The organism is Prevotella sp. P4-51 (genome assembly GCF_002251455.1).
In the GTDB taxonomy this organism is placed as follows: Bacteria; Bacteroidota; Bacteroidia; order Bacteroidales; family Bacteroidaceae; genus Prevotella.
Window position 1 is genome coordinate 76,969 of the sequence record NZ_NPJM01000069.1, and the last position, 21,265, is coordinate 98,233.

General features: G+C 53.6%; 19 protein-coding genes and 2 pseudogenes. 16 read left to right on the forward strand and 5 right to left on the reverse strand.

Annotated elements, in window-relative coordinates:
• The first annotated feature begins 183 nt into the window (after positions 1–183).
• Genes pheT through CIK94_RS12945 form a run of 3 tightly spaced genes read left to right on the forward strand, consistent with a single transcriptional unit; the run spans position 184 to position 3,655 of the window.
• The gene (gene pheT, locus CIK94_RS12935) at positions 184–2,652 is read left to right on the forward strand and encodes a phenylalanine--tRNA ligase subunit beta (RefSeq protein WP_094423280.1); all 2,469 of its coding nucleotides are present in this window, start codon (positions 184–186) and stop codon (positions 2,650–2,652) included.
• A 13-nt stretch (positions 2,653–2,665) separates the two neighbouring features.
• Positions 2,666–3,397, forward strand: a complete 732-nt coding sequence (locus CIK94_RS12940) for a YebC/PmpR family DNA-binding transcriptional regulator (RefSeq protein WP_022310851.1) — start codon at positions 2,666–2,668, stop codon at positions 3,395–3,397.
• Positions 3,398–3,403: 6 nt separating this feature from the next.
• Positions 3,404–3,655 carry a TIGR03905 family TSCPD domain-containing protein gene (locus tag CIK94_RS12945; protein WP_022310850.1) on the forward strand — a complete coding sequence of 84 codons (252 nt, stop codon included), beginning with the start codon at positions 3,404–3,406 and terminating at the stop codon, positions 3,653–3,655.
• A gap of 79 nt (positions 3,656–3,734) precedes the next feature.
• Here CIK94_RS12945 and CIK94_RS12950 read toward each other — a convergent pair whose 3' ends face one another.
• Complete coding sequence (locus CIK94_RS12950) at positions 3,735–4,148, reverse strand: hypothetical protein (protein WP_216821948.1); 414 nt, start codon at positions 4,146–4,148, stop codon at positions 3,735–3,737.
• A 166-nt stretch (positions 4,149–4,314) separates the two neighbouring features.
• Here CIK94_RS12950 and lepA point away from each other — a divergent pair, with 166 nt between their 5' ends.
• Both lepA and CIK94_RS12960 read left to right on the forward strand, forming a co-directional pair.
• Complete coding sequence (lepA, locus tag CIK94_RS12955) at positions 4,315–6,096, forward strand: translation elongation factor 4 (RefSeq protein WP_022310848.1); 1,782 nt, start codon at positions 4,315–4,317, stop codon at positions 6,094–6,096.
• A 314-nt stretch (positions 6,097–6,410) separates the two neighbouring features.
• Positions 6,411–7,004 carry a Crp/Fnr family transcriptional regulator gene (locus CIK94_RS12960; RefSeq protein WP_094386335.1) on the forward strand — a complete coding sequence of 198 codons (594 nt, stop codon included), beginning with the start codon at positions 6,411–6,413 and terminating at the stop codon, positions 7,002–7,004.
• Between the two features lie 78 nt (positions 7,005–7,082).
• On the opposite strand, the gene CIK94_RS12965 is transcribed toward CIK94_RS12960, so the two are convergent.
• The 3 genes from CIK94_RS12965 to CIK94_RS12975 all read right to left on the reverse strand — a co-directional run bounded on the left by CIK94_RS12965 (position 7,083) and on the right by CIK94_RS12975 (position 8,675).
• The gene (locus CIK94_RS12965; RefSeq protein ID WP_173823811.1) at positions 7,083–7,757 is read right to left on the reverse strand and encodes a YggS family pyridoxal phosphate-dependent enzyme; all 675 of its coding nucleotides are present in this window, start codon (positions 7,755–7,757) and stop codon (positions 7,083–7,085) included.
• Positions 7,754–8,248 (reverse strand): DUF4494 domain-containing protein, encoded by a 495-nt coding sequence (locus CIK94_RS12970; protein ID WP_022310845.1) that lies wholly within the window; start codon positions 8,246–8,248, stop codon positions 7,754–7,756. Before CIK94_RS12970 ends, CIK94_RS12965 begins: the two co-directional genes overlap by 4 nt.
• Positions 8,249–8,420: 172 nt before the next feature.
• Complete coding sequence (locus CIK94_RS12975) at positions 8,421–8,675, reverse strand: hypothetical protein (RefSeq protein WP_144008411.1); 255 nt, start codon at positions 8,673–8,675, stop codon at positions 8,421–8,423.
• 96 nt (positions 8,676–8,771) lie between these two features.
• Between CIK94_RS12975 and CIK94_RS14805 the strand changes: the two are divergent.
• The 10 genes and pseudogenes from CIK94_RS14805 to rsgA all read left to right on the forward strand — a co-directional run.
• A pseudogene (locus tag CIK94_RS14805) lies at positions 8,772–8,920 on the forward strand (pyridoxal phosphate-dependent aminotransferase); the annotation flags it as partial.
• Between the two features lie 88 nt (positions 8,921–9,008).
• Positions 9,009–9,254, forward strand: a complete 246-nt coding sequence (locus tag CIK94_RS14515) for a hypothetical protein (RefSeq protein ID WP_094385849.1) — start codon at positions 9,009–9,011, stop codon at positions 9,252–9,254.
• Between the two features lie 22 nt (positions 9,255–9,276).
• Positions 9,277–9,765 carry a hypothetical protein gene (locus CIK94_RS12985; RefSeq protein WP_144007760.1) on the forward strand — a complete coding sequence of 163 codons (489 nt, stop codon included), beginning with the start codon at positions 9,277–9,279 and terminating at the stop codon, positions 9,763–9,765.
• Positions 9,766–10,001: 236 nt separating this feature from the next.
• Complete coding sequence (locus CIK94_RS12990; protein ID WP_144008110.1) at positions 10,002–10,619, forward strand: hypothetical protein; 618 nt, start codon at positions 10,002–10,004, stop codon at positions 10,617–10,619.
• Positions 10,620–10,730: 111 nt separating this feature from the next.
• Positions 10,731–11,939, forward strand: a complete 1,209-nt coding sequence (locus CIK94_RS12995) for a pyridoxal phosphate-dependent aminotransferase (RefSeq protein WP_094385855.1) — start codon at positions 10,731–10,733, stop codon at positions 11,937–11,939.
• Between the two features lie 23 nt (positions 11,940–11,962).
• A complete protein-coding gene (locus tag CIK94_RS13000; protein ID WP_022310840.1) occupies positions 11,963–13,210 on the forward strand; it encodes an ABC transporter permease in 1,248 nt (415 codons plus the stop codon).
• A 142-nt stretch (positions 13,211–13,352) separates the two neighbouring features.
• Entirely contained in the window at positions 13,353–15,020 is a 1,668-nt protein-coding gene (locus CIK94_RS13005; RefSeq protein WP_094423283.1) for an AMP-binding protein, read from the forward strand.
• Positions 15,021–15,039: 19 nt separating this feature from the next.
• Complete coding sequence (locus CIK94_RS13010; protein ID WP_094423284.1) at positions 15,040–16,704, forward strand: AMP-binding protein; 1,665 nt, start codon at positions 15,040–15,042, stop codon at positions 16,702–16,704.
• Positions 16,705–16,862: 158 nt separating this feature from the next.
• Positions 16,863–17,423, forward strand: coding sequence for a ribosome recycling factor (gene frr, locus CIK94_RS13015; protein ID WP_022310837.1), 561 nt, complete (start codon positions 16,863–16,865; stop codon positions 17,421–17,423).
• Positions 17,423–18,355, forward strand: a complete 933-nt coding sequence (gene rsgA / locus CIK94_RS13020) for a ribosome small subunit-dependent GTPase A (RefSeq protein WP_094388562.1) — start codon at positions 17,423–17,425, stop codon at positions 18,353–18,355. The genes frr and rsgA overlap by 1 nt, the downstream gene beginning before the upstream one ends.
• 340 nt (positions 18,356–18,695) lie before the next feature.
• Here rsgA and CIK94_RS13025 read toward each other — a convergent pair.
• Positions 18,696–19,178 (reverse strand): annotated as a pseudogene (locus CIK94_RS13025) (3'-5' exonuclease); the annotation flags it as partial.
• Between the two features lie 158 nt (positions 19,179–19,336).
• On the opposite strand from CIK94_RS13025, the gene CIK94_RS13030 reads away from it, so the two are divergent.
• On the forward strand, positions 19,337–21,199 hold the full coding sequence (locus CIK94_RS13030; RefSeq protein WP_094385865.1) for a bifunctional serine/threonine-protein kinase/formylglycine-generating enzyme family protein: 1,863 nt from the start codon (positions 19,337–19,339) through the stop codon (positions 21,197–21,199).
• Positions 21,200–21,265: the final 66 nt, after the last annotated feature.

Genomic DNA, 21,265 nt, shown 5'->3' on the forward strand with positions numbered 1-21,265 from the left:
TCTGCGCCGCTCCAAAGTCCCCGGCGCTCAGTCTGATGTGCCACCCCTTATATATATAATAAGGTGTAAAAAGGCGGAAGAAAATGAATATTACACGCAAAAAAGTTGCGTAAGTGGCGGAAAAATATTACTTTTGCGCCCAAATAGCATTTAGCGAACACAATACAATAAAGATAACAGACAATGAATATTTCTTATAAGTGGCTGAAGGAGTATGTTGACTTCAGTCTTACTCCGCAGGAAACCGCAGCAGCCCTCACCTCTACCGGCCTCGAAGTGGACGCCCTCGAAGAGGTACAGTCTATCCGTGGTGGTCTGAAGGGTCTCTATGTGGGTAAAGTGCTTACCTGCGAGGCCCATCCCAACTCGGACCACCTGCATGTGACCACCGTAGACCTGGGCAAGGAAGCTCCCCAGCAAATCGTCTGCGGCGCCCCCAATGTGGCTGCCGGCCAGAAGGTAATCGTTGCCGACCTGGGCTGTGTGCTCTATGATGGCGACAAGGAATTTACCATCAAGCGCAGCAAGCTGCGTGGTGTAGAGTCGCTCGGTATGATTTGTGCCGAAGACGAGATAGGAGTAGGCAACAGCTACGACGGTATCATCGTGCTGCCCGAGGACGCCCCTGTGGGTCAGCCTGCTGCCGAATATTACCACCTGGAGAGCGACTGGCTCATCGAGGTGGATATCACCGCCAACCGTTCTGACGCCCTGTCACACTATGGTGTGGCGCGCGACCTCTATGCCTGGTTGCGCCGCAACGGCTACGAGACATCGCTCCACCGCCCCAGCTGCGATGACTTCAAGGTAGACAACGAGTCGCTGCCCATCGAGGTAGAGATTGATAATACCGAAGCCTGCAAGCGCTATGCCTGTGTGAGCATCACCGGCTGCGAGGTCAAGGAAAGCCCCCAGTGGCTCAAGGACAAGCTCAGTACCATCGGTCTGCGTCCTATCAACAACATTGTCGATATCACCAACTACGTGATGATGGCCTACGGCCAGCCGCTCCACTGCTTCGACGCTGATATGGTCAAGGGTCACCGCATAGTAGTGCGCACCCAGCCCGAGGGTACCCCATTCGTCACCCTCGATGGCGAAGAGCACCTGCTGGGCGAGCACGACCTCAGCATCTGCAATGCCGAAGAGCCCATGTGTATCGCCGGCGTCTTTGGTGGCAAGGGCTCTGGTACCTATGACACCACCACCAACGTGGTGCTCGAGAGTGCCTACTTCCACCCCACCTGGATTCGTAAGAGCGCCCGTCGCCACGGTCTCTCTACCGATGCCTCTTACCGCTTCGAGCGCGGCATCGACCCCAACGGCACCATCTATGCCCTCAAGCAGGCCGCCATCCTCTGCTGCCAGTTGGCTGGCGGTAAGGTGTCCATGCAAATCAACGATGTCTATCCCGCCCCCATCGCCGACGCCCAGGTGCGTCTCGACTATGAATACTGCGACCGTCTGATAGGCAAGGCCATCGGTCACGACATGATACGCCAGATAGCCGAAAGCCTGGAGATGAAGGTGGTGGCTGAAGACGCCGAAGGCCTCGTGCTTGACGTGCCCGCCTACCGTACCGACGTGCAGCGCCCCTGTGACGTGGTCGAGGACATCCTGCGTATTTACGGCTACAACAATGTCGAGATTCCCACCCAGCTCAAGTCTTCGCTCACCGTGCAGACCGAGCAGGATGCCGAGTATCGTCTGCAGAACCTTGTCGGTGAGCAGCTCGTGGGTTGTGGCTTCTATGAGATTATGAACAACTCGCTCACCAAGGTGAGCTATTACGAGCAGGCCGGCCTCAACGCCTATCCCTGGGAACAGACCGTCAAGGTGGTCAACCCGCTGAGCGCCGACCTCGGCGTGATGCGGCAGACGCTGCTCTTCGGTGGCCTGGAGAGCATCGTGCGCAATGCCAACCGCAAGAACGCCAACCTGCGCTTCTTCGAGGTGGGCAACTGCTACCACTACCATCAGGACCGCTGGAGCTATGAAGACCCCAGCAAGGCATACGTCGAAGAGGCTCACCTCGGACTGTGGGTTACCGGCAAGCGCGTGTGTGGCTCGTGGGCCCATGCCGACGAGGACAGCTCGTTCTGTGAACTCAATGCCTATGTGCAGAATATATTTGCCCGTGTGGGCCTCACCAAGAACATGATGGTGGTCGAAACGAGCGACAACAATATCTTCGCCTCCGGCCTGAAGGTGATGACACGCGGCGGCAAGACCGTAGCCGAGCTGGGAATACTCTCCCACAAGCTGCAGCGGGCTGCCGACATCGCCAACCCCGTATACTATGCCGACATCCACTGGAATACGCTGATGAAGGCAGTGCGCAAGAACAAGCTCGAGTATCAGGAAATCTCCAAGTATCCTGCCGTAAGCCGCGACCTGGCACTGCTCATCGACAACAGTGTGAAGTTTGCCCAGATAGAGGAAATCGCCTTCCAGACAGAGAAGAAGCTGCTCAAGCGCGTGGAACTCTTCGACGTGTATCAGGGCAAGAACCTGCCCGAAGGCAAGAAGAGCTATGCCGTAAACTTCATCATCCAGGATGCCACCCGCACCCTCAATGACAAGGCCATAGACGCCATCATGACCAAACTGATTAATAACATTAAAAATAAACTTGGAGCCGAGCTCCGATAAAACACTAAACCCAATGGGAAGAGCATTTGAATATCGTAAAGCTACGAAATTGAAGAGATGGGGTCACATGGCCCGTACGTTTACCAAACTGGGCAAGCAGATTGCCATTGCCGTAAAGGCCGGTGGCCCAGAGCCCGAGAACAACCCTACACTGCGTGCTATCATAGCTACCTGTAGACGTGAGAACATGCCCAAGGAAAACATCGAGCGCGCCATCAAGAACGCTATGGGTAAAGACCAGAGCGACTACAAGGAGGTGCCCTATGAGGGATATGGCCCCCACGGTATCGCAGTCTTCGTAGACTCACTCACCGACAACACCACCCGCACTGTGGCCGATGTACGTTCGGTGTTCAACAAGTTCAACGGCAACCTGGGTACCCAGGGCTCGCTCAGCTTCCTCTTCGACCACAAGGCAGTCTTTACTTTCAAGATGAAAGACGGCATGAGTATGGACGACCTGATACTCGAACTGATTGACTTCGGAGTGGATGACGAGTTCGACGAGGACGACGAAGAGGGTGAGGTTACCATCTATGGCGACCCCAAGAGCTTTGGCGACATCCAGCACTATCTCGAGCAGAATGGCTACGAGATTACCAGCGCCGAGTTTACCCGTATCCCCAACGACCTCAAGGACGTCACTCCCGAACAGCGTGAGACCATCGGCAAGATGGTAGAGAAACTCGAGGAGTTTGACGATGTGCAGAACGTGTACACCAATATGAAACCCGCTGAGGACTAATAGACGATGAAGCATTATAGCTATATCACCCAGGGCACCTGTAGCCGCCAGATAGACATCGATGTCGATGACAATGGCTGTGTGCAGAATGTCAGTTTTATGGGTGGTTGCCACGGCAATCTGCAAGGCATCTGCGCCCTCATCCGCGGTATGAAAGCCGAGGATGTCAAGGCCCGTCTGCAGGGCATCCGCTGCGGCGCCAAGCCCACCAGTTGTCCTGACCAGTTGGCTACGGCTCTGGAAGAGATGGGATTCTGACACGGAGACCCTGATAACGGAAACGGAAAAAGCGAACGCTGATGATTAGGCGTTCGCTTTTTTGTTATTAATGCAGCTATCATTGTTCCGGTTTGGGCTCCCGGTAGTCGTCGGGACCGAAGCTGTCGTGGTAGAGGGTGAGGTCGGGGTTCTGGTCAGACTTACATTCGTAGACGAAGATAAAGCCAGCCTGCTTGTAAGCCATGATGTCGGTCGATTGGCGCAGGCCCTCCAGTAGATGGTTATGGATATACTGGCGGTTGCGGTCTATCACCTCTACATTGTCCATCTCGTCGGTGATGGTACAATAATATATGTACTCACGCGTGGCCCGACGGAACACGATGCTGTCTGTGCGTATATAGTCCTTGGTCGGGGTGGGGCAGAAGCGGCGGGTAAACTCGCGAGCCTCGCGCTCGGCCCTGTCTTCTATCGACTCGTGGCATGCCGCGAGCGTCATAGCAAGCATTATGACAATCAATACTCTCTTCATGACACTATATATAATATATAAATAGGTGTGCAAAGTTACGAATATTATCATTATAATCGTCAGGAAAGTGAAAAACTTATTCGTGAGGCTGATATTTTTTTTGTGGCAAACCGACAATATATCACCGATTTTCAGTAACTTTGCACTCTAATCAGGAATTATCACAATGAAGCATATACGCAACTTCTGCATCATCGCCCACATCGACCATGGCAAATCTACCCTCGCCGACAGACTGCTGGAGCGTACGCAGACCATACAGATTACCGAAGGACAGATGCTCGACAATATGGACCTCGAGCGCGAGCGCGGTATCACCATCAAGAGCCACGCCATACAGATGGAATATCTGTCGGGTGGCGAAAAATATATCCTCAACCTTATTGATACTCCCGGACACGTCGACTTCTCTTACGAGGTGTCGCGCAGTATTGCCGCCTGTGAAGGCGCTCTGCTGGTGGTCGATGCCACTCAGGGCGTGCAGGCGCAGACCATCTCCAACCTCTACATGGCTATCGAGCACGACCTCGAAATCATACCCGTCATCAACAAGATAGATATGCCCAGTGCCATGCCCGACGAGGTGGAAGACGAGATAGTGGAGCTCTTGGGATGTAAGCGCGAGGACATCCTGCGTGCGTCGGGCAAGACCGGAGAGGGTGTCGACGAGATTCTCGAGGCCGTGGTCCAGCGCATCCCCAGTCCTACGGGCGATACCCATGCTCCCCTCCAGGCTCTGATATTCGACTCGCTGTTCAACTCCTTCCGCGGCATCATCACCCTCTGTAAGGTGGAGAATGGCTCTATACGCAAGGGCGACAAGGTGAAGTTCTTCAATACCGGCATGGAATATACCGCCGACGAGGTGGGTGTGCTCAAGATGGACATGATTCCCACGCAGCAGCTCTCTACCGGCGAGGTGGGCTATATCATCAGCGGCATCAAGAACGCCAAGGAAGTCAAGGTGGGCGATACCATTACCCACGTCGATGAGCCCTGCGATAAGGCTATCGCCGGTTTCCAGGAAGTCAAGCCTATGGTGTTTGCCGGTGTCTATCCCATCGATCCGTCTGACTATGAGAACCTGCGCACCTCGCTGGAAAAGCTCCAGCTCAACGATGCCTCGCTCACTTTCATGCCCGAGTCGTCGGTAGCCCTCGGCTTCGGTTTCCGCTGCGGCTTTCTGGGCCTGCTCCACATGGAGATAGTGCAGGAGCGCCTCGACCGCGAGTTCAATATGGACGTCATCACCACCGTGCCCAACGTGTCGTATATGGTCTATGACAAGCATGGCAATGCCAAGGAAGTGCACAACCCATCTGGTCTGCCCGAGCAGACGCTGATAGAGCATATAGAGGAACCCTACATACGCGCCACCATCATCACCGACGCCAACTATATCGGTCCCATCATGAAACTCTGCCTCGACAAGCGTGGCGAACTGCTCAAGCAGGAGTATGTGAGCGGCAACCGTGTGGAACTCCATTTCATGATACCTCTGGGCGAGATAGTGATAGACTTCTACGACAAGCTCAAGTCTATCAGCAAGGGTTATGCCTCGTTCGACTACCATATCGACAGCTTCCGCCCGTCCAAGTTGGCCAAACTCGACATTCTGCTCAATGGTGAGTCGGTCGATGCCCTCTCCACGCTTACCCATGAAAGCAATGCCGTGACTCTGGGTCGCAAGATGTGTGAGAAACTTAAGGAACTCATTCCCCGCCAGCAGTTCGACATTGCCATTCAGGCAGCTATCGGTGCCAAGATTGTGGCCCGCGAGACGGTGAAGCAGGTGCGCAAGGACGTTACAGCCAAGTGCTATGGCGGCGACGTGAGCCGTAAGCGCAAGCTGCTCGAAAAGCAGAAGAAAGGAAAGAAGCGCATGAAGCAGATAGGTAACGTGGAAGTGCCCCAGAAGGCTTTCCTCGCCGTCCTGAAGCTCGATTGATACGATACGGGCAAAGAACGCAATATTCACCCACATCATGTCGCGTGGCCATACTGTCAGCCATCCCATGGTGTGGGTTTTCGTTTCCGTATTGACATTACAAAACTATTGCAAGAGTATAAAAATATATTAAAATGCGTTGAGTAATAGTTTTTTTTATTATCTTTGCATTAAAGAGTGTAATATGCACCGAAAGAATGTAGTTCTTGGCAACCCCAGGGTTCGTGAATGAAATTTTCGTCTTAACCTTCTGATGTTAACGGAAAATCTTTCTGTACTACTATACTTATCAACAATTAAGTTAACTCCTTATTATGGAAAAGTTTAATTCAACACGTGACGTAGCCCGTGAGTTGGCACGTAAATACAGTACAATGACCCATGGAGAACTGGATATTCTGGAGAGTATTCTGGTACCTCGCAAATACCTTAAGGGACAGATGATACTGTCCGAGGGCGATATATGCAGAGAATTCCTGTATATATCCAAGGGTATGACGCGCCAGTTCTATTTCAAGAACGGCAAGGAGCTCACCGAGCATATCGCCGTCGAGGGCGGAATCGTCATGTGTATAGAGAGCCTGTTCAAAGAGGAACCCACACAACTGCAGATAGAGGCGCTGGAGCCCACATGGGTCTACGCCCTGCCCAAGGCACGCCTCGAGGAGGTGGCTCTGCACAATGTGAATATCCAGATACTCTATCGCAAGATACTGGAAGAGAGTCTTATCACCTCCCAGATTCATGCCGACTTGGTGCGCTTCGAGACATCGCAGGACCGCTATCAGAAGTTGTGCAAGATTATGCCCCAGGTGATACTCCGCGCGCCGCTCACCTATATCGCCAGCTATCTGCAGATGACTCCCGAGACGCTGAGCCGTGTGCGCACCGCAGCGCTGAAGAAGTAGAAACCGCTATCCCTTATAATGCCAACAGCCCGACACGCTATCATCATGCGTGCCGGGCTGTTGGCTTTGTTGGGGATGTCAATAGACCCGCTCGCCAAAGATGGCGGTACCTACGCGCACCATGTTGGAGCCGTGGTGGATGGCGATGGGGTAGTCGTCGCTCATGCCCCACGAGCGGTAGCGGAACGAGGGCTGGTCGGCAAAGTACTTGCCCCGGACCTCGTCGAAGAAGCTGTGGGCGGTGTCCATCTCGCGGGCTATCTGGTCGTGGTCATCGGTGTGGGATGCCATCATCATGAGTCCGCATATCTCCACATGCTCCATCTGCTGCCATTCGCCGTCGGCGAGCAGACTGCGGCAGTCGTCGGGGGTAAGTCCGTACTTGGTGGCTTCCTCTGCGATGTGCAGTTCCAGCAATACGCGGATGCGGCGACCGCATCGGGCTCCCTGTTTCTCTATCTCGCGGAGCAGTCGGATCGAATCTACCGACTCTATCATGCTGATATAGGGAGCTATATACTTCACCTTGTTGGTCTGTAGGTGTCCGATAAAGTGCCAATGGATGTCTTTGGGCAGCGAGGCGGCCTTACGGGCAAGTTCCTGCTCATGGCTTTCGCCAAATATGCGCTGCCCCACATTGTAGGCAGCGGTGATATACTCGTCGGGGTGGAACTTGCTGACAGCCGTCAGCTCCACTCCTTCGGGCAACTGGGCCTTGATGGCCAGCAGGTTTTTTGCCACGTCCACCATTATTTCTCCTCCTCGTATTCGGGCTTGTCGTCGCGTTCCTGCTTCTTGGGAGCGTTGTGCTCGTAGACATCCATGATGCGTGTTTCGCTGATGTTGGCGATGACATAGTCTATCATGGTTCCGCCCATCACTGTGTCGATGTTCTTGATGGCGCCGTTCATGTTGGCAGCCTGTACCAGATAGTTTACGTTGCTACGCTTCTCCTTGCCGCTCTTTTCGTCGAGGGTGATAAACTGCAGCTTGGCCTTGTACCAGCGGTCGTCGTTGCCGTTCTCGCTGAAGAATATCTCGCCATAGGCAGCAGGGTTGATGTTCTTGATTTCGAGTTCGCCGCTTACGTATGCCGACATCTCGCTCGCGATGGACTTCTCGGCGTCGCCGAAGCTGACAGCGTCTACCACATAGAGTTCACTTATTTTTTTCTGCATTCCGTCCTCCATAGTCTTCTCATAGCGGACGGTGGTTTCATACCAGTTGGCTGTTCTACTTCTCATATTCTTTATTTCTGTTGTTGTCATGCAAAGGTAGTTACTTTTTTTCTATACGCAGCCAGTTGCGGGTAAAAAAATGTGAATACCCCCTGGTCGGTTGACGCTTGTCTTCGGCTGTTGGAGAGCTTCGATTCCTGCGACGGCTGTCAGCCCTGTCACGCCTTATACCTTTATCTTATATGTGTCTCTTTATCAGCTTATGCGCTGTGTGTGGCTTCATTTCGGTGATGATGACGTTGATATTGGTTGCAGGTTTTGATTTCTTGGTTGCAGGGTCTGGTATCACCGTTTCAGCCCTCTGGTTGATTGATTCACGCTTTGGAATGATGTTGTCGGCGCTTGCGGCGGTCGTCATCCTATGTGCCTCTGATGCCAACCCCTGTGCGATGAATTTGAGACAGGTCTGCCTGTCGTCCAGACTGGTCTGCAACTCGTTTTGAAGGTTTGGCGCACAAGCCTTTGCGGTGAGTGGAAGTTTATTAGTAAAAAATAACTACCTGATGCATGCATAATAGCTATTAGTATTATGCCCTCTATTTCTATTCGCAGACTTGAAATGCCCGAATCTCCAATCCGTAAATTGGCACTGTTGGCTGTTGCAGCCAAGGCCCAGGTGCCAAGGTCTATCACCTCAATATCGGTCAGCCCGACCTGCCCATCCCTCAGTACGGACTTAGATGTGCCATCGCAAAAAAAGTTGAAAAAATATTGCATTGGTAAAAAATATTTGTAACTTTATGGCCACCAAGCATAATACCACTGTATGAAGGCATTAATATCTCTGAAAAGCGTATTTGAGTTAGCCATCGTCCTGTTGGCTACCAGTTGCCATGAAAGTGAAGGGATGCGGAGTCATGCAGACTTGCAGACTATGCCCTCAGACCAGATACTCGCTCGGGTGAAGGCTTATGTGCAAGCTCACGAGCAGCAGATAGATTTTCTCACCGGGCGCAATTTTTTAAGCAAGGACATGAAGGTTCGGCATACTATGTATCATATCAATATATAACTATAAAATATTGTCCATGATTATGAAAAGAATTATTCTGTTAACTGTTGTTTCCTTTGCCGCAATTATAGCGAGGGCGCAGAGTTTTCATTATTACCCCTTAAAGGAGGTGGGAGACACGATAGAGTATCTGAAACTCAATTTTGACAAGCAGGCAGATTATTTCGTGGGGCGCACCTTCGATGAGTTCTGGCAGATAATAAGGCGCGATATCACACCAAAACTTCTTAATATTAAAGATACATCTCCTTTCGTGGATCCCCATGGTGTGCGCTATGTGTGTGGTGCGTATGTGGCGTGTATGGATCTTAGTGGTGTGTCGCCCGATACGGTTAGGACACCAGCTGCTCATATCAGAATGTATTTTAAGCCGCCATTTAAGGTCAATGCAGATAGGCTGTTTTATAAACTCCCAGAAAATATGACTGTTGATGGTCGGGCCAAATATTTGGCTAATTTTGTTATAGACGATATATGGGTGTTTGTCGTTGATCGCAGGCGCAGTCGATAAGACAGTTGTCTGGTACAGGCTGTCAATGTGCTGGTAAAGTTTAAGCCTCCTTATACAGTCTGTCTATACAAACTTTTTCTCGCCGCTGCCATACAATGTCACCGTTGACACTCGCGCAAAGTTGCTATGCAATTATGTAATAGAAGAAATTTGGGTATCTACAATAGACCGAAGGAGAGGATGGTAGTTATATACGCATCTTAGAGTCCAATAAACCATATATGATAAAAAATACTATGCGACGTATAATTCTTTGGATGTACCTGTTGCTTGCCACCACGTCTCTGCTGGTTAGCAGTTGCTATGAGCGTGAAGGGGCGATTGGACAATCGGACTTGCAGACTATGCCCTCAGCCCAGATACTTGCTCGGGTGATGGCTTATGTGCAAGCTCACGAGCAGCAGATGGATTTTCTCACCGAGCGCAATTTTTCGAGCAAGGATATGAAAGTTCGGCAGGCTATGTATCGGCAGACGAAAGACACGACATGGTTGCTTATACCCATCGTGCGCACTTTGCGCGACTCTATGGCCACAGCCGATAGCCTCTATTTCGCTCCCCGTCGGCTCTTTGCCCTCTCCTTGATAACCCGAGACAGTGCTCGGCCACGGCTGTGGTTTGTGGAGCAAGAACCCACCAGAGAATTTCATAAAGCCAACCGCACCGCCTTCCTTTATCGCCACTTCACGGGGCGGCAGGACACTTACACCGAAGCAGGGCAACTGGTGCATGCCATCAAGATATACAACGGATGGTATGACACACAGTTAACCATAAAGCCCGCGGATAGCAACGATAGTACCTATGCTAAGAACTACGATGGGCAGGTGGCTGCCCCTTGGAGAAGAAGATGAGTGTGGCCGTTTGGTGGTGGATAATGGCTGCGTCTGTAAGTTTTTTGTGACAGGATGTAAGGCTATTACAAAAAAATAAGTAACTTTGCATCCGTATTAGCAATTAGAGTTATGCCAGAAATTTCTATTCGCGGACTTGAAATGCCCGAATCGCCAATCCGTAAGTTGGCACCGTTGGCAGCTGCAGCCAAGGCCCGTGGCACCAAAGTTTATCACCTCAATATCGGTCAGCCCGACCTGCCCACCCCTCAGTGTGGACTTGATGCCCTCAAGAATGTTCACCGTCAGGTGCTCGAGTATTCTCCTTCGCAGGGTTATCTCAGCTATCGACAGAAACTTACAGAGTATTATCACAAGTATGACATCGAGGTTACTGCCGACGATATCATCATTACCTCCGGCGGTTCTGAGGCCGTGCTCTTTGCCTTTATGAGTACCCTCAATCCCGGCGACGAGATTATCATCCCCGAGCCCGCCTATGCCAACTATATGGCCTTTGCTGTGTCGGCAGGTGCCACCATCCGCACCATCGCCACCACCATAGAGGAAGGATTTGCACTGCCCCGTGTCGAGCGGTTCGAGGAACTCATCAACGAGCGCACCCGCGCCATACTCATCTGCAATCCCAACAACCCCACAGGTTATCTCTATACCCGCCGCGAGATGCACCAGATACGCGACCTGGTCAAGAAGTACGACCTCTACCTCTTCTCCGACGAGGTCTATCGTGAGTACATCTACACCGGTTCGCCCTACATCAGCGCCATGCACCTCGAGGGCATCGAGCAGAACACTATCCTCATCGACTCAGTGTCCAAGCGCTACAGCGAGTGCGGAATACGCATCGGAGCCCTGGTCACCAAGAACGCCGAGGTGCGTCGCGCGGTGATGAAGTTCTGTCAGGCCCGCCTCTCTCCACCCCTTATCGGACAGATTGTGGCCGAGGCGTCGCTCGATGCTCCCGAGGAGTATTACCGCGATGTCTACGACGAGTATGTGGAGCGCCGCAAGTGTCTCATCGACGGCCTCAACCGCATCCCCGGCGTCTATTCGCCCATCCCTATGGGTGCCTTCTACACTGTGGCCAAGCTCCCTGTCGACGACAGCGAGAAGTTCTGCCGCTGGTGCCTCGAAGAGTTCAGCTACGAGGGTGAGACCGTGATGATGGCTCCTGCCCAAGGCTTCTATACCACCCCCGGTGCCGGCCGCAACCAGGTGCGTATCGCCTACGTGCTGAAAAAGGACGACCTGGAGCGTGCCCTCGTGGTGCTGCGCAAGGCCCTTGAACTCTATCCCGGTCGCGACGACAGCGACGAATAACCCCACGCGCCACACTTACGCCCATGAATTTCCCACTCTACATAGCCCGCAAGATATACAGCTATACCGGCGACAGACAGAAGGTCTCCAAGCCTGCCGTGCGTATAGCCATAGCCGGTGTGGCCATTGGTCTGGCGGTCATGATTATCTCCGTGAGTGTAGTCTTCGGCTTCAAGCATACCATCCAGGACAAGGTCATCGGATTCGGCTCCCACATCCAGGTGGCCGACTTCATGACGCTGCAGAACCAGGAACAGTATCCCATCCAGATGAACGACTCCATGGTGCGCGTCATCCGCGACATCCCCGGAGTGGCCCACGTGCAGCGCTATGCCATGAAGCAGGGCATACTCAAGACCGACAAGGACTTCCTGGGCGTCATGTTCAAGGGCGTAGGTCCCGACTACGATACCACCTTCCTCCACAAGAACCTCGTGGAAGGCACCATTCCCCGCTTCTCCGACCAGAAGAGCAGCAACCACATCCTTGTCTCGCGCAAGATGGCTGATATGCTTCAGGTCAAGTGTGGCGACAAGATTTTTGCCTATTTCATCGACCAGCAAGGGGTGCGCGCCCGCCGGTTTACCATCCAGGGCATCTATCAGACCAATCTTACCCAATACGACCGCACCACCTGCTTCATAGACCTTTATACCGCCGTGAAGCTCAACGGCTGGGAGTCCGACCAGGCATCGGGTGCCGAGGTCACCGTCGCCGATTTCAGTCGCATCGATGATACCGAGTCGCTCTTCATCGACCGCATCAACCGCTCCATGGACAGCTATGGAGCTACCTATTCCTCCAAGACCATCCAGGAGATTAATCCGCAGATTTTCCAGTGGCTCAATCTGCTCGACCTCAATGTCTGGATTATCCTCGCGCTGATGCTGGCGGTGGCAGGAGTCACCATGGTGTCGGGCCTCCTTATTATAATATTGGAGCGCACCACCATGATAGGCGTGCTCAAAGCCCTCGGTGCGCGCAACAAGACCATCCGCCACATGTTCCTTTGGTTTGCGGTGTTCATCATCGGTCGCGGACTGCTGTTGGGCGACGCCATCGCCCTGGGGCTGCTTCTGCTGCAGCGCTATACCGGCGTGGTCAAGCTCGACCCCACGACCTATTATGTCGAGACGGCTCCCGTCGAGATCAATGTTCCCATCATCATCGCCCTCAATGTGGTAACCCTCGTGGTGAGCGTCTTCGTGCTCATCGCCCCCAGCTACTTTGTCTCCCACATCCATCCCGCCAAGAGCATGCGTTACGAGTAGCGTGCCCGAAATAGCCACCAATCCACCCGTAATAAGGTAGAGAAAAGTACAAATTATCGTGATTTGTGTAAAATACTGCACAATATGTTTTGCAGTGTGCAAATAAGATAGTATCTTTGCACATAAATTACTCTTATGTGCAATGGATTTGACACCGAGCTTTATTGAATATATTGAAAAGGCTGTCGTGGAGAACTGGGATAGAGACGCCCTCACAGACTATAAAGGAACCACTTTACAGTACCACGATGTAGCCCGCAAAATCGAAAAACTGCACATTCTCTTTGCCAATAGCGGTATAGAGAAGGGCGACAAAATAGCCCTGTGTGGTCGCAACAGTTCCAATTGGGCTGTGGCGTTTTTGGCTACACTTGCCTATGGCGCTGTAGCCGTTCCTATACAGAATGAATTTACTCCCGACCAGATTTACAACATTGTCAATCATAGCGAATCCAGACTGCTCTTTGTGGGCGACGTGGTGGCTACGCAGATAGACGCTTCGCAGATGCCCGCATTGGAAGGCGTGTTCTATCTGCCCGACTTCTCGCTCACGCTCTCGCGTTCCGAGCAGCTCACCTATGCACGTGAGCATCTCAACGAGATGTTTGGCAGCAAGTTCCCCAAGTTCTTCCGTCGCGAGCATGTGGCCTATCACCACGGCGATGCCGAAGACGTGGCGCTCATCAACTATACCAGCGGTACCACCGGCTTCTCCAAGGGCGTGGTGCTGCCTTATCGTGCGCTGTGGAGCAACTTCGACTTCCTCAATGGGATGATGGGCAAGCATATCCCCCGTGGCAGCAACTGCGTGTGCATCCTGCCCATGGCCCATATGTATGGACTCATGGACGATGTGCTTTTCCAGTTCTGTTTGGGCAGCCATATCTTCTTCCTTACCCGCATGCCCACTCCCACGCTCGTGGCCGAGGCTTTGGCCGAGATACGTCCGCGCCTCATCTGCTCGGTTCCCCTTGTGGTCGAGAAGATTGTGCGCAAGATGGTCTTCCCCGAATTCCAGACCAGTATGGTGCGCCTGCTCATGAATATGCCCCTCCTTCGCGACAAGGTCAAGGAGCGTATCTGCGAGCGTGTGCGCGAGGTATTCGGCGGCAACCTCTACCAGGTTATGGTTGGTGGCGCCAGTCTTAGCCGTGAGGTCGAAGAGTTCTTTGTCAGCATCGGGTTCCCCATCACTGTGGGCTATGGCACCACCGAGACCGCCCCGATGATTACCATGAGCAACTGGGACGACTTCGTGCCCGGCTCTTGCGGCACCCCTGCCACACACATGGAGGTGCGTATCGCCAGCGAAGACCCCGAGCATGTGCCCGGAGAAATCATTACCCGCGGCTTGAACGTGATGCTCGGCTATTATAAGAACGAGGAAGCCACCCGCGCTGTCATCGACGCCGACGGATGGTTCCATACCGGCGACCTCGCCACCATGAGCGCCGACGGCCATGTCTTCATCCGCGGCCGCATCAAGAACATGCTGCTCGGAGCCAACGGCCAGAATGTCTATCCCGAAGAGATAGAAGACAAGCTCAACTCTATGGCCCTCGTCGGCGAGAGCCTTGTGGTGCAGCGTGGCGACCAGCTCGTGGCTTTGGTTCACCCCGATGTCGAGGAGGTCAAGAGCATGCGCTTCGACGATGCCGACCTGCGTGGCGTCATGGAGCAGAATCGTATCGAGCTCAACAGCAAGCTGCCCCATTTCTGCAAGATTGCAGCCATTCAGCTCCATGCTACCGAGTTTGAGAAGACACCCAAGAAGAGTATCAAGAGATATAAATACCAACAATCTATATAACCAATTAATAAGAAGCATTATGATGGAAATTCCAAGCTTCAATGCTCTCATTGAGAAGAGCATCATCGACCATTGGGACAGTGATGCACTGACCGATTACAAGGGCATAACGCTGCAGTATCATGACGTGGCGCGCAAGATAGAGAAGCTGCACATCCTGTTTGAGAACAGTGGTGTGCAGAAGGGTGACAAGATAGCCCTCTGTGGCCGCAACAGTTCGGCCTGGGCCTGTGCCTTTCTGGCCACGCTCACCTATGGTGCCGTAGCCGTACCCATCCTGCACGAGTTTACCCCAGACCAGATATACAACATTGTCAACCACAGCGACGCCAAGCTGCTCTTCGTGGGCGATGTCGTTGCTACCCAGATAGATGGCACCAAGATGCCCGCTCTTGAGGGCATCGTCTATCTCCCCGACTATTCGCTGGTGCTCTCGCGTACCGACAAGTTGACCTACGCACGTGAGCATCTCAACGAGATGTTCGGTCACAAGTATCCCAAGTACTTCCGCAAGGAACATGTGTCCTATTACAAGGAGCAGAGTCCTGAAGAACTGGCGCTTATCAACTACACCAGTGGCACTACAGGCTTCTCCAAGGGAGTGATGCTGCCTTACCGTTCGCTTTGGAGCAATGCCGACTTTGCCCGCACGGTAATCGGCAAGCACATTGCAGTGGGCGACAAGGTGATAAGCATCCTGCCCATGGCCCATATGTATGGTATGGCCTTTGAGTTCCTCTTCGAGTTCCTCTCTGGCTGCCATGTCTATTATCTCACCCGTATTCCCAGCCCCGCCATCATCGCCCAGGCCTTTGCCGACGTGCGTCCACGCATCATTATTGCCGTGCCGCTCATCATCGAGAAGATTATCCGCAAGAAGGTGTTCCCCAAGCTGCAGACCAACAAGATGCGACTGCTGCTCAATATGCCCGTCATTAACAAGAAGGTCAACGAGAAGATTTGCGAGCAGGTTACCGCTGCCTTTGGAGGCAACTTCTATGAGATTATCGTAGGTGGAGCCGCCTTCAACCAGGAGGTAGAGAACTTCCTCAACCGTATCGGCTTCCGCTACACGGTGGGCTATGGCGCTACCGAGTGCGGACCCATCATCTGCTACTCCGACTATGCGTCTTTCGCCAAGGGCAGTTGTGGCCGTGCAGCCCTCCACCAGGAGGTGCGCATCGTGAGCCCCGACCCAGAGAATGTGCCTGGCGAGATACTGACCAAGGGCCCCAATGTGCTTCTGGGCTACTACAAGAACGAGGACGCCACCCGCGCCGCTATCGACGAGGACGGCTGGTTCCACACCGGCGACCTCGGTACGATGGATGCCGAGGGCAACGTGTTCATCAAGGGTCGCTCCAAGAACATGCTGCTCGGTTCCAACGGACAGAACATCTATCCCGAGGAGCTCGAAGACAAGCTCTCTTCGATGCCGCTTGTCGCCGAGAGCGTAGTCATCCAGAAGGGCGACAAGCTGATTGGCCTTCTCCATCCCGACTATGATGAGGCCAAGGTTATGGGTCTCAAGCCATCAGACATCGAGAGCATCATGGAGCAGAACCGCCAAGACTTCAATGCAGTGATGCCCGCCTATGCCCGTCTTTCGGCTGTCCGCATCCAGGAAGAGGAGTTTGAGAAGACTCCCAAGAAGAGTATCAAGCGCTATCTCTACACCGAGTAGCAATATATAGACAGAGACCGAAGGGCCACACCTCCTACTTGCAGACGAGTAGGGGTGTGGCCCTTTTTTGTTGCCTGTCAGCAAATTTGTTGGTAAAAATATTGCGTAATTAGGCGGAAATACCTAAATTTGTCGTAAAGAACAAAAACACTAAGATTATGATAGACGTAAAGCAGACTTTAAGCGACGCCGAAGAGCGTATGGAGATGGCAGCGATGTATCTCGAAGAGCAGTTGGTACGCATCCGTGCCGGCAGAGCCAATGTGGCTCTCCTCGATGGAGTGAGAGTTAACTCTTATGGCTCTATGGTTCCCCTCAACCAGGTAGCTACCGTCACCGTGCCCGACGCCCGTACCATAGCCATCCGTCCCTGGGACAAGAAGGCCATCAAGGATATCGAGAAGGGTATCATGGACAGCGATGTAGGCATCACTCCCGAGAACAATGGCGAGGTGGTTCGCCTCAATCTTCCACAGCCCACAGGCGAGCGCCGTCAAGAGTTGGTAAAGCAGTGCAACAAGATAGGTGAACGCGCCAAGGTAGAGGTGCGCAACGTGCGTGGAGAAATCAAGGACAAGCTCAAGAAGGCCATCAAGGACGGCCTGTCTGAAGACCTTGAGAAGGACGCTGAGAACGATTTGCAGAAGGTTCACGACAAGTATATCAAGAAGATAGACGAACTGCTCGATGCCAAGCAGAAAGAGATAATGACCGTATAGTGAAGGGACTCGTCATCAAGAACACCGGCAGCTGGTACACTGTGCGCACTGACAATGGCGAGACGGTCGAAAGCAAGATTAAGGGCAATTTCCGTCTCAAGGGCATACGCAGCACCAATCCTGTGGCTGTGGGCGACAGGGTCGAGATAGCGCTCAATCAGGAGGGAACGGCATTCATCACCGCCATCGAAGACCGACGCAACTACATCGTGCGCAAGTCGCAGAACCTCTCCAAGCAGAGCCACATCATTGCCGCCAATGTCGATCAGGCGTTCCTTATCGTCACCGTGAGCCATCCGCAGACCTCCACCACATTCATCGACCGTTTCCTCGCTTCAGCTGAGGCTTACAGTGTGCCGGTGGTACTGGTCTTCAACAAGACCGATCTGCTCTCTCCCGAGGAGTTGCACTATCAGGCGATGATGGTGAGCCTCTATGAGACGGTGGGATATGAGTGCCGCCAGATTTCGGCTGCCACAGGCGAAGGAGTGGCTCCGCTCGTCGACCTGCTTCAGGGCAAGGTGACCGTGCTCAGCGGCAACAGCGGTGTAGGCAAATCCACGCTTATCAATACTCTCGTGCCTGGCGCTCAGTTGCGTACCGCCGAGATTTCCGATGCCCACGACGCCGGCATGCACACCACCACCTTCAGCGAGATGTTGCAGCTGGCCGATGGCGGATATATCATCGACACGCCCGGCATACGCGGCTTTGGCACCTTCGATATGGAGCCCGAAGAAATATCCAGCTACTTCAAGGAAATCTTCCGCTTCTCCAAGGATTGCAGGTTCTCCAACTGCACCCACACCCACGAACCCGGTTGTGCTGTGCTTGATGCGGTAGAAAATCACTATATAGCCGCGTCGCGCTACCAGTCCTACCTCTCCATGCTTGAAGACAAGGACGATGGCAAGTATCGCTCGGGCTATTGAGTTCACATTTATCTGATAAGACCGCTGTCTGTCACGACAGCCATTCCATACTGTCCGCAGTGCCGATACCTTTGGCATTGCGGACAGTGTTTTTCTCCCCGTTCTGATGGCGCGCGTCCAGCGCGTCCAGCCCTCTTCATTCAGCCTGATAATATCCACGCTTGGGCGACGCCACTCTTCCCTCGGCCTTCAGCCGTCGCAGCGCGGCATCTATCGTCTTGCGCTCTTCGCCCATGAGCTGGGCCAGGTCGGCAGCCTTGATGGGGCTGTCCAGTTGGCGCATACGGGCATAGACTATATCTGCCGCTTCCATATAGTAAGGGTCGTCGCCGTCGCCGAAGAGTTTGATGGCGATGGCAGCACAGGCTTCGGCGTCGGCCAGTGCGTGGTGATGGCGCGACAGGTTGTAGCCACACCTCTCGGCTATGACATCAAGATTGTGATGCCCTGTGGGCCATACGCGTCGCGACTTGACGAGCGTGCAGCAGAATGGGTAGTCGGGATAGTCCATCCCATAGCAGCGGAAGACCGCCTTCAGACAGTTCTCGTCAAACGCCTTGTTGTGCGCCACCAGCGTGAGCCCCTCCAAGCGTGGCGCTATCTCTGCCCAGACTTCAGGGAAAACGGGAGCCTTGCGCGTGTCGCTCTCCGTGAGCCCGTGCACCTGGCTGCACCAGAAGTCGTAGTACTCAGGCACAGGCTTGATGAGCGAGTAGAAGGTGTCTGCCACCACGCCGTCGCGCACGATGACCACGCCCACCGAGCATACGCTTGTGGGCTCCGAGTTGGCTGTCTCAAAATCTATTGCTGCAAAGTCTTTCATTGCTTACATGGTTTTTTGTCATGCAAATATAGCACATCATTCTATCATTTGCCTCCGTCGGGATAGTTTTTTTCGCGAAGAAGATAAAAAACAGGCAGATTGCAAGCCGTTTTCGTCATTTATTATTACATTTGCAAGGCAATAAACAGTTTACCTATATGGATATGACATTCACGCTGCACCCTGGCGACAATCTTCAGGGTGGCAAATACCGCATAGAGAAAGTGCTGGGTCAGGGTGGCTTCGGCATTACTTACCTCGCCATTCAGGGCGGGCTGGAACGTACGGTGGCTATCAAGGAGTTCTTCATGCGCGAAGCCTGTTGTCGCGCCAGTGACAGTCGTGGCGTGACCCTTGGCACCGAGGGCAACCGCGAGACGGTAGACCGCTATCGCCAGAAGTTTCTCAAGGAAGCCCGCAGCATAGCCCGGCTCAACCACCCACACATCGTGCGCATCATCGATGTGTTTGAGGAAAACGGCACAGCCTACTATGTGATGGAGTATGTCGCCGGTGGTTCGCTGTCCGATAGGGTTGGGCGCCAGGGAGCCCTCTCTGAGTCCGAGGCCACGCGCTATATCCGTCAGGTGGCCGACGCCCTGACCTATATTCATACCCAGCGCATGACCCATCTCGACGTCAAGCCAGCCAACATCATGCTCACCGATAAAGACGAGGTCGTGCTCATCGACTTCGGTCTCGCCAAGCAGTACGACTCTGCCACGGGCCACCAGACCAGCAGCACCCCAGTGGGTATCAGTGAGGGCTACGCTCCGCTGGAGCAGTATATGCAGGGCGGAGTGGGCGAGTTCTCGCCCGAGACCGATGTCTATGCCCTCGGAGCTACATACTATAAACTGCTCACCGGACAGACGCCGCCCAGTGCTTCGTCTGTCAATGAGGACGGTCTTCCCCTCGAGCCGCTGAAGTCTCGTGGAGTCACCCCTCAGGTCATCACCGCCATCACCCATGCCATGGAGGGTCGCCGGCGCGACCGCCCCAAGACCGTTGCCGAGTTCCTGGCCGAGTTTGATGGCGTGGCCGGGCAGGCAGCCAACCCCAAGCCCCGTACCGATACCTCGCATGAGGCGTCGGGTTCGGGCGACGGCGATACCACTCTCAAGAAGAAAATTCCCGCTCCCCAGCCCAAGTCTCCCGCACGCCCCGTGGTCAGCCGGAAGACGATGATGGTGGCAGCCGCTGTCTTGGCGGCAGTCCTCGTTGTGGGTGGCATCGTTGTAGCCATTTCCCAGGCATGGCCATCCGGAGAGACGGCGACCGAGACTCAGGACAAGCCTGCCTTTGTAGCCAAGAAGATTACCAAAGACTCGGAGATGTTCTTTGTCGGTGACGTGAATTTTACTATGCGCTATATAGAGGGAGGCTCTTTCGACATGGGCGCCACGGCAGAGATGGATACGGTCGGCTTTAGTCTGGCAGAAGAGAAGCCCGTGCATAAGGTATATGTTGAAAGTTTTGCCATAGGCGTCTTTGAAGTGACGCAGGAACTCTGGCAGGCAGTAATGGGCACCAATCCGTCTTCTACCAAGTCCGCGTATTGTCCTGTTGAGAGTGTCAGCTGGAATGATTGTCAGGAGTTCATCCAGAAGCTCAATGCGATTACCGGCAAGCAGTTCCGACTGCCCACCGAGGCCGAGTGGGAGTATGCCGCTCGTGGCGGCAAGTATGCCAAAGGTTACCGTTACAGCGGCAGCAACAATCTCGGCGAGGTGGGCAGTTTCTACCATGGCTCTTGGCCAGCCTGGGCAAGCCGAAAGCCCAACGAGTTGGGGCTGTATGACATGAGTGGCAGCGTCAATGAACTGTGCAGCGACTATATGGGCGACTACTCTGCCGAGGAGCAGGTGTGTCCTGTTGGACCGGCTGCAGGCAGCGAGCGTGTGATGCGTGGCGGCAGCTTTGGCGATGAGCCTATCAACTGTCGTATCTCAGCCCGCTTTGGTATAGCGCCCGACAAGAGGGCTTCCAACGTAGGCCTCCGTTTGGCCCTTTCGCTCTGACATTGCTTCTACCGGCAGACAATAGAAAGCCGCAATAGCTCCTGCTTGTGCAGGGATGGCTATTGC